Raw genomic sequence first — 8,724 nt, 5'->3', positions numbered from 1 at the left:
CTATTTGGGTGTGTGTGGGTGCGGGTGGGCGTCCGGGGCGGGGGTTTTATCCCCCCCCCCCCCCCCCCCGGGGGGGGGGGGGGGGCCCCCCCCCCCCCCCCCCCCCCCCCGGGGGGGCCCCCCCCCCCCCCGACACACCGCTCACGTGCGCCGGGTGGTCGCCAACCGTCGACTGGGTAGCCATCGGCCGACGGTTCGTGACCGGTCGCCGGATGCTGTCGGGGTGTCGTGACCGGTCGCCGCAGACGCGTCCCGGCACACCCGCACCCGCACGCGAACGCGAAGGGCCCCGGACCAGCGGTCTGGGGCCCTTCGCGCGGGTGCAGCAGCGTCAGCGGCGGCCGACGGCCTTCCACACGAGGGGGATGATGCCCGCGGCGATGAGTGCCTTCACGAGGCCGCCCACGACGAACGGGTACAGGCCGGCAGCGAGGACGGACTGCAGGTCGTTCGGCAGGCCGAGCGCACCGAGCGCGACGGCGAGGTAGGGGAGCCCCGTCACGAACGGGATCGCGCTCGCGAGCGTGAACGCCACCGTGGCGCGCCCCACGTGGCGGTCCCAGTTGCGGCGTGCCAGCCACCCGATGACGCCGGCGGCGGGGATGAACCCGATGACGTACCCGAAGCTCGGCAGGGTCAGCGCGTGCAGCCCACCCTGCATGTCCGCGAAGAACGGCGCGCCGGCGAGCCCGGCGATCGCGTAGACGAGCATCGAGAGCACTCCGCGGCGGGCACCGAGGGTCGCACCGACGAGCACGACCGCGAGGGTCTGCCCGGTGATCGGGACGGGCCACATCGGGACCTCGACCTGGGCCATCGCCGCGGTGAAGAGCGTTCCGCCGGCGATGAGCGCGGCATCGGTGGCGAGGCCGTGCGTCCGCAGACGGTCGGCGAGGACTGCGCGGGGAGCGAACCCGGTGGCGTTCGTCATGGATTCTCCTAGAATGGACTGCTGGTCCTGTTCAGGACCATCGGTCCCGTCAGCGTAGCGGTGCACCTCATGCGCACGTCGTTGTGCAAAACCACCAACTGATTGGACTTCCACTGTGCTTGCCGTGCACGACCTCGAGATCCGAGTCGGGGCCCGCCTCCTGATGGAGAACGTGTCCTTCCGCGTGGAGAAGGGCGACAAGATCGGTCTCGTCGGCCGGAACGGCGCCGGGAAGACCACGATGACCAAGGCCCTGGCGGGGGAGACCCCGCCGACCGACGGCAAGATCGAGCGCTCCGGCGAGATCGGCTACCTGCCGCAGGACCCGCGTTCGGGCAACCCGGAGGACACCGCGCGGAAGCGCATCCTCGACGCTCGCGGTCTCGGCGAACTCGTCGAGGGCATCCGACTCGCCACGCTCGACATGGCCAGCGACGACCCGGCCGTGGCCGAGAAGGCGATGCGCCGCTACTCGCGCCTCGACGACCAGTTCAACGCGCTCGGCGGCTACGCGGCCGAGGCCGAGGCGGCGTCGATCGCGTCGAACCTCAAGCTCCCGGACCGCATCCTCGACCAGCAGCTGAAGACGCTGTCGGGTGGTCAGCGTCGTCGCATCGAGCTCGCCCGGATCCTGTTCTCGGATGCCGAGACCATGATCCTCGACGAGCCGACGAACCACCTCGACGCCGACAGCGTCGTCTGGCTCCGTGAGCACCTCAAGACCTACCCCGGCGGCGTCATCGTGGTCTCCCACGACGTCGAACTCGTCGACGAGGTCGTCAACCGGGTGTTCTACCTCGATGCGAACCGCCAGACCATCGACATCTACAACATGGGCTGGAAGCTGTACCAGCGGCAGCGCGTCGCCGACGAGGAACGTCGCCGCAAGGAACGCGCGAACGCCGAGAAGAAGGCGGCCACGCTCAAGGACCAGGCTGCTCGATTCGGTGCCAAGGCGTCGAAGGCGGCCGCGGCGCACCAGATGGTCGCGCGGGCCGACAAGCTGCTCGCCGGCCTCGAGGACGAGCGCGCCGTCGACCGGGTCGCGAAGCTCCGGTTCCCGACGCCGGTCGCATGTGGTCGGACGCCGCTGATGGCCGAGGGGCTGTCGAAGTCCTACGGCTCGTTGGAGATCTTCGCCGGTGTCGACCTGGCGATCGACCGCGGCTCGCGCGTCGTCATCCTCGGTTTCAACGGTGCCGGCAAGACGACCCTGCTCCGTATCCTCGCCGGCGCCGACGCGCCCGACACCGGCGAGATCCAGCCCGGTCATGGTCTGCGTATCGGCTACTACGCGCAGGAGCACGAGAACATCGACGTGAACCGCACCGTCATCGAGAACATGGTGTCGGCGTCGACGGAGCTCAACGAGACCGAGGCCCGTCGGGTCCTCGGATCGTTCCTCTTCACGGGGGACGACGGCTACAAGAAGGCCGGCGTGCTCTCCGGTGGCGAGAAGACCCGTCTGTCGCTCGCGATGATCGTGGTCTCCGGTGCGAACGTGCTGCTCCTCGACGAGCCGACGAACAACCTGGACCCGGCGTCACGCGAGGAGATCCTCGGCGCGCTGGCGGGCTACGAGGGCGCCGTGGTGCTCGTGTCGCACGACGCCGGTGCGGTCGAGGCGCTCAACCCCGAACGGGTGCTCCTGCTGCCCGACGGCACCGAGGACCACTGGAACAAGGACTACGCGGAGCTCATCGAGCTCGCGTAGTGCCGCGCAGGCAACTGCGGGAGGCTGACCCGATCCAGCTCGTTCCCATGACTGGTCACGACATCCCGCTCACCTCCGCCGAGTGGGCAAGGAACGTCGACGCGAGCCGCGCTGACCGACGGACCGTGACCACTCGGCGAACGACCGGCGGGGTGTCGTGACCACTCGGGCCGGTCAGCGCGCTGCGGTCAGCGTGAGAGGAGCTCGTCCTCGATGTCGGCGTCCGACTTGGGCTTCGCGTCCTTGCGCCGCTGCCGCTCGAGGGCGCGCTCGCGCTCTTCCGGGTCGTCCTGGTTGAGGTTCCGGTACTCCTGCACCATCAGGTACGCCAGGAAGCCGAACCCGCCGGCGGCGAACATGAACCACTGGATGAAGTAGCTGAGGTGTAGGCCGGTGTCCGCGCTCGGCCGGTCCCACCCGAGCGGGCGGGCCTCGGTCGGCGCCGGGGTCTCCGATGCGAGCTGGCCGTAGGCGCCCGTCCAGATCGGGGCGTCGACCTTCTTCGCGACGTCGGCGAGCGTCACGGACTGGACCTGGTCGGTGTGGGCCGGATCGGTGCGCCCGGGGATGCGCGGCTCGCTCTGCTGCAGACGGGCCACGACGGTGACCTGCCCGGTCGGAGCGGCCGGGATGTTGTCGGGTGCGTCCTGCCGGTTGCCCGTCGGGACCCACCCGCGATCGACGACGAAGGCGCGGCCGTCCGCGGTGACGAGCGGCGTGAGGACCTCGAAGCCGGGTTGTCCGTTGTGCACGCGGTTCCGGACGAGGAGCTGGTCGTCGGTGTCGTAGCGCCCGGTGACCTCGACCCGGAGCCAGGTCTGGTCGTCGTTCCAGCTCGAGGCCCGGGGGAGTGCCTGGTCGACCGGCACCGGGGAGTGGTCGTAGTTCGCCGCGATCTGCTGGTTCTCGCGCACGGCCTCGTTCCGGCGGTCCCACTGCCACATGCCGAACAGCGCACAGACGATGGCGAACGCGACGGCGATGGCGAAGTACCCGAGCCAGCGGCGGCTCCCGACGAACCGCCAGCCGACGAAGGGCTCGTCGGGGTCGCGTTCCACCACGCCGGCGTCGACGGCCGCTCGGCGTTCCCGCTCGGCAGCGCGACGGAGCTTCTCGGCGTGGCGGCGGCCGTACCGGGAACCCGGGTCGAAGTCGTCGGTCATCGCTCGTTCGCCGAGCGCGCCCGTTCGCCGACGTCGTTCTTCGGCTGGTCGTGCGCGTCGTGCTTGGCGTCGTCGAGCTGGTCGACGTCTTCGTCGATGCCGGTGACCCGGACCGGGAACGTCCGGGAGCGGAGGTACCCGGCGAGGAAGTCACGGTGCTCGTCGCAGGCCGCCCAGATCTTCACGCGGTCGATGGCGTGGATGCGCGGGTTCCGCCAGTTCACCCGCCAGCTGGCGGCGGTCGAGCAGCCGGCGCGGGAGCACACCGGGGTCGAACCCGGCTCGGTGAAGAGGTCGAACGTGGCGCCCATCAGCGGTGGCCCCACACGCGGGAGCGGTCGCCGTTGCGCTGCCATTCTTCTTGCGCGTGCTGGGCACCTTCGCGCAGGCGGTCCTGCTCGTCTCGGTAGGCCTGTGCCCGCGCGTCTTCCTGCTGTTCGCGGAGGCGCGGGTCGATGTCAGCGGCACGGACGAGCGCGCCAGCCGGAGCGACGTAGTCGGATTCGGTGTGGCTGCCGGCATTCGCGATGACCACGGCGACCCAGGGGATCACCGCCGCGAGGACGATCGGGATGAGCGCGAGCCACGGGCTGTGCCAGACGGTGTAGACGAGGACCGCGCCGACGAAGAGGATCACGCGCACGGCCATCTGCCAGATGTAGCGCGACAGACGGTGTTTCCGGTCGCGCTGCGGTGTCTCCGGCAGTGCCGTGATGGCCTGCGTCGTGCGTCGCGTGATGCGTCGCGTCGTCTTCATGCGTTCGGTCTCCGTCTTCCCTCCGACAAGCCTAAGCCCGCGCACCGACACATGGACACATCACGCGCGCGATGTGGGCCCGGGTAGGCTCGTGCGGGCGTGTCGGCCGGGAGACCCGGTCCGCACCGCACGAGATCGCCACCGAACGGAGCCTCCATGACCACCCCCCGTACCGTCCTCATCACCGGCGGCAACCGCAGCATCGGCTTCGCCCTCGCGGAGCGGTTCGTGGCGGAAGGACACCGGGTCGCCGTCACGTCCCGGAGCGGCCTCGGCGGACCAGAGGGTGCGCTCACGGTGCAGGCCGACATCACCGACACCGCGTCGGTCGACGCCGCCTTCACGCAGGTCGAGGCGGAGCTCGGACCGGTCGAGGTGCTCGTCGCGAACGCCGGCATCACGAACGACCAGCTCCTGCTCCGCATGTCCGAAGAGGACTTCACCAGCGTCATCGACACGAACCTGACCGGGACGTTCCGGGTCGTGAAGCGGGCCACGAAGGGCATGATGCGCGCCAAGTTCGGCCGGATCGTGCTGATGGGCAGCGTCGTCGGGGTTTACGGGCAGGTCGGCCAGGTCAACTACGCGTCGTCCAAGGCGGCCCTCGTCGGCATGGCCCGATCGATCACGCGCGAGCTCGGGTCGCGTGGCATCACCGCGAACGTCGTCGCGCCCGGGTTCATCCAGACGGACATGACGGCAGCGCTGCCGGAGGAACTGCAGGCCGAGTTCAAGAAGCAGATCCCGGCGGCGCGCTACGGCAGCGTCGACGACGTCGCGGACGCGACGCTCTTCCTCGCCGGTGACGGCGCCGGGTACATCTCCGGCGCGGTCATCCCGGTCGACGGTGGCCTGGGGATGGGCCACTAGCGCGGACGCGGGCGCCGGCGCGGGCAGCGCTCAGCCGCGCAGGCCGAGGGCGGCGAGCACGGGGGAGAGGTCCCGGTCGACGACCGCGACGTCCGCCGACTCCCGGACACGCGGCTTGGCGTCGAACGCCACGGACAGCGCCGCGACCCGCATCATCTCGAGGTCGTTCGCGCCGTCGCCGATCGCCACGGTCCGTGCGAGGGGCACACCGTCCGCCCCGGCCCATGTCCGGAGCGCGGCGGCCTTCGCGTGCGCGTCCACGACGTCGCCGAGCACCCGCCCGGTGAGCCGGCCGTCGACGACCTCGAGCCGGTTCGCCTGGCAGTGGTCGAGGCCGAGCGCGGCGGCGAACGGGTCGAGGACCTCGTGGAAGCCGCCAGAGACGACGCCGACGGTGCCGCCTGCGGCGTGCACGCCGCGGACGAGCTCGTCCGCGCCCCGTGTCACGTGGACGGCGCGCTGGGCTTCGGTGAAGACGGTGGACGGGAGGCCCGCAAGGGTCGCGACACGCTCCCGGAGGCTGTCCCCGAAGTCGATGTCCCCCCGCATGGCGCGCTCCGTGATCGCGGCGACCTGTGGCCGGGTCCCGGCGGCGTCGGCCAGCAGCTCGATGACCTCCTCCTCGAGCAGGGTGGAATCGGCATCGAGGACGACGAGGAAGCGCGGCACGCCACAACGGTAGCGGTGCCGCGCCTCCTGTGACGTCGGACGGGGCTACGCCTCGACGCGGACGCCCTTGCCCACGCATGGGCGGAGTCCGGAGTCGGGTGCCGTCATGCCTCGACGCGGACGCCCTTGCCCACCACGGTGATCCCGGAATCGGTGACGGTGAAGCCCCTGGCCAGGTCGGCCTCCCGGTCGACGCCGACCTGCGCACCTGGTGCGAGGACGACGTCCTTGTCCAGGATCGAGCGGTTCACGATCGACCCGGCGCCGATCGACGCCCGCTCGAAGACGATCGAGTCGAGCACCTTCGACCCGGAGTCGATCCCGCACCACGGACCGATGACGCTGCGCTCGACCTGGGCTCCGGAGAGCAGGCACCCGAGCGACACGATCGAGTCGACCGTCGACCCGGTGTTCCCGTTCGCGTCCCGCACGAACTTCGCCGGCGGCAGGTTGGTCTGCTGGTTGAAGATCGGCCAGTCCTGGTTGTACAGGTTGAACACCGGCACGGGCGCGATGAGGTCCATGTGTGCGTCGAAGAACGAGTCGATCGTCCCCACGTCGCGCCAGTAGTACTTGTCGCGGTCGTTCGAGCCGGGGACCTCGTTGCCCTTCAGGTCGTAGACGCCGGCGTCGCCGCGCGCGACGAAGTCCGGCACGATGTCGCCGCCCATGTCGTGCGCCGACGACTCGAGCTGGCCGTCGCGCAGCACGGCGTCGACGAGCGCGTCGGCGTCGAAGACGTAGTTGCCCATCGAGGCGAGGATCTCGTGAGGGGAGTCCGCGAGGCCGACGGCGTCCTTCGGCTTCTCGAGGAAGGCATCGATCTTCGTCGGGTCGTCCTCGGCCACCTGGATCACGCCGAACTGGTCGGCGAGGCCGATCGGCTGGCGGATCGCGGCGACCGTGGCGCTGCGGCCGGAGGCGATGTGCGCCTCGACCATCTGGTGGAAGTCCATCCGGTACACGTGGTCGGCGCCGACGACGACGACGATGTCGGGGCGCTCGTCACGGAGCAGGTTGAGCGACTGCAGGATCGCGTCGGCCGATCCGGCGAACCACCGCTTGCCGAGACGCTGCTGCGCCGGGACCGACGCGACGTACGACCCGAGCAGGCCCTCCATGCGCCAGGTCTTCGCGACGTGGCGGTCGAGACTGTGGGACTTGTACTGCGTCAGGACGACGATCTTCTGCAACCCGGAGTTCACCAGGTTCGAGAGCGCGAAGTCGATGAGACGGAAGTTCCCGCCGAACGGGACAGCGGGCTTCGCCCGGTCGGCCGTCAGCGGCATGAGCCGCTTGCCCTCACCTCCCGCGAGGACGATGCCGAAGACCTTCTTTGGTGCCATGCCGTTCACAGTAGGCGTCAGCACTGGGAACCGGTTACGTTGAACCAGTGCGAGTCGATCTGCTGACCAGGGAGTATCCGCCGGAGGTCTACGGCGGTGCTGGCGTCCACGTGGCCGAGCTCACCGCAGCGTTGCGGTCGGGAACGGACACCGACGTGCGCGTGCGTGCCTTCGGCGCGTTCCGCGACGAAGAGGGCGTCTGGGCCTACCGGACACCAGCGGGGCTCGAGAACGCGAACGGCGCGCTCCAGGCCCTCGGTACCGACGTCCAGATGGCGGCGGACGTCGAGGGTGCCGACCTCGTGCACTCGCACACCTGGTACGCGAACGCCGCCGGACGCCTGGCGCAGCTCACCCACGGCATCCCGCACGTCGTCACGGCGCACAGCCTCGAGCCGCTCCGGCCGTGGAAGGCCGAACAGCTCGGCGGCGGCTACCGGCTGTCCAGCTGGATGGAGCGCGAGTCGTTCGAGCAGGCGGACGCGGTGGTCGCGGTGTCGAAGGCGATGCGTGCGGACATCCTGCGCTCGTACCCGTCGATCGACCCGGCGAAGGTCCACGTCGTCTACAACGGCATCGACGTCGACGAGTGGAAGCCGGACGTCGACCACGACGCGGTGCATGCCCTCGGCATCGACCCCGAGCGCCCGAGCGTGGTCTTCGTGGGACGCATCACCCGCCAGAAGGGCCTGCCGTACCTGCTGCGCGCAGTGGCGTCGCTGCCGCCGGAGGTCCAGATCGTCCTCTGTGCCGGCGCCCCGGACACCCCGGAGATCATGGCCGAGGTCACCGGACTCGTCGAGGACCTCCGGGAACACCGCGACGGCGTCGTCTGGATCGACCGGATGCTCGCGCACGAGGAGATCGTCAAGGTCCTGTCCTCCGGCACCGTCTTCGTGTGCCCGTCGATCTACGAACCACTCGGCATCGTGAACCTCGAGGCCATGGCGTGCGGGATCCCCGTCGTCGGCACCGGCACCGGTGGCATCCCCGAGGTCGTCGCCGACGGGCTGACCGGCCGCATCGTGCCGATCGACCAGGCCACCGACGGCACCGGCACGCCGACCGACCCCGACAAGTACGTCGCCGACCTCGCGGCCGCCCTCAACGAGGTCCTGTCCGACATCGGGCTCGCGAAGCTGATGGGTCGCGCGGGTCGGCTCCGCGTCGAGACCGAGTTCACCTGGGCTGCGATCGCGACGCGCACGCGCGCCGTGTACGACCAGGTCCTGGCGGCGCGCTGACCGCACCACGGCCCTGAACCGGACTGGAGG

General features: G+C 70.4%; 9 protein-coding genes. 3 read left to right on the top strand and 6 right to left on the bottom strand.

The genetic code is table 11. The features are described 5' to 3' along the window. Positions 1-331 precede the first annotated feature (331 nt). The gene (locus ACIPJ2_RS10670) at positions 332-931 is read right to left on the bottom strand and encodes a biotin transporter BioY (RefSeq protein ID WP_402728796.1); all 600 of its coding nucleotides are present in this window, start codon (positions 929-931) and stop codon (positions 332-334) included. Positions 932-1,046: 115 nt separating this feature from the next. Between ACIPJ2_RS10670 and ACIPJ2_RS10665 the strand changes: the two genes are divergently transcribed. After that, positions 1,047-2,645 (top strand): ABC-F family ATP-binding cassette domain-containing protein, encoded by a 1,599-nt coding sequence (locus ACIPJ2_RS10665; RefSeq protein WP_402728795.1) that lies wholly within the window; start codon positions 1,047-1,049, stop codon positions 2,643-2,645. Between the two features lie 188 nt (positions 2,646-2,833). Here the strand turns inward: ACIPJ2_RS10665 and ACIPJ2_RS10660 are convergent, their stop codons facing one another. From ACIPJ2_RS10660 to ACIPJ2_RS10650, 3 genes are read right to left on the bottom strand one after another with little or no spacing between them, the layout of a single operon-like run. Continuing rightward, positions 2,834-3,808: an SURF1 family protein gene (locus ACIPJ2_RS10660; RefSeq protein WP_402728794.1), complete on the bottom strand. Its 975-nt coding sequence runs from the start codon at positions 3,806-3,808 to the stop codon at positions 2,834-2,836. Then, a complete protein-coding gene (locus ACIPJ2_RS10655; RefSeq protein WP_402728793.1) occupies positions 3,805-4,119 on the bottom strand; it encodes a hypothetical protein in 315 nt (104 codons plus the stop codon). Before ACIPJ2_RS10655 ends, ACIPJ2_RS10660 begins: the two co-directional genes overlap by 4 nt. Further along, positions 4,119-4,565, bottom strand: a complete 447-nt coding sequence (locus ACIPJ2_RS10650; RefSeq protein WP_281264635.1) for a DUF3099 domain-containing protein — start codon at positions 4,563-4,565, stop codon at positions 4,119-4,121. The genes ACIPJ2_RS10655 and ACIPJ2_RS10650 overlap by 1 nt, the downstream gene beginning before the upstream one ends. Positions 4,566-4,721: 156 nt before the next feature. On the opposite strand from ACIPJ2_RS10650, the gene fabG reads away from it, so the two are divergent. Then, the gene (fabG, locus tag ACIPJ2_RS10645) at positions 4,722-5,435 is read left to right on the top strand and encodes a 3-oxoacyl-ACP reductase FabG (RefSeq protein ID WP_402728792.1); all 714 of its coding nucleotides are present in this window, start codon (positions 4,722-4,724) and stop codon (positions 5,433-5,435) included. Between the two features lie 30 nt (positions 5,436-5,465). Here fabG and serB read toward each other — a convergent pair whose 3' ends face one another. Together serB and ACIPJ2_RS10635 are read right to left on the bottom strand one after the other, a co-directional pair. Continuing rightward, positions 5,466-6,104, bottom strand: coding sequence for a phosphoserine phosphatase SerB (serB, locus tag ACIPJ2_RS10640; RefSeq protein ID WP_402728791.1), 639 nt, complete (start codon positions 6,102-6,104; stop codon positions 5,466-5,468). A gap of 104 nt (positions 6,105-6,208) precedes the next feature. After that, positions 6,209-7,450: a glucose-1-phosphate adenylyltransferase gene (locus ACIPJ2_RS10635; protein ID WP_402728790.1), complete on the bottom strand. Its 1,242-nt coding sequence runs from the start codon at positions 7,448-7,450 to the stop codon at positions 6,209-6,211. 47 nt (positions 7,451-7,497) lie between these two features. Between ACIPJ2_RS10635 and glgA the strand changes: the two genes are divergently transcribed. After that, positions 7,498-8,694: a glycogen synthase gene (gene glgA / locus ACIPJ2_RS10630; RefSeq protein WP_402728789.1), complete on the top strand. Its 1,197-nt coding sequence runs from the start codon at positions 7,498-7,500 to the stop codon at positions 8,692-8,694. Positions 8,695-8,724 lie beyond the last annotated feature (30 nt).

Origin of the sequence: Curtobacterium sp. NPDC090217, from assembly GCF_044746705.1 — a bacterium.
GTDB lineage: Bacteria > Actinomycetota > Actinomycetes > Actinomycetales > Microbacteriaceae > Curtobacterium.
This window is presented reverse-complemented; position numbering and strand designations above follow the sequence as displayed.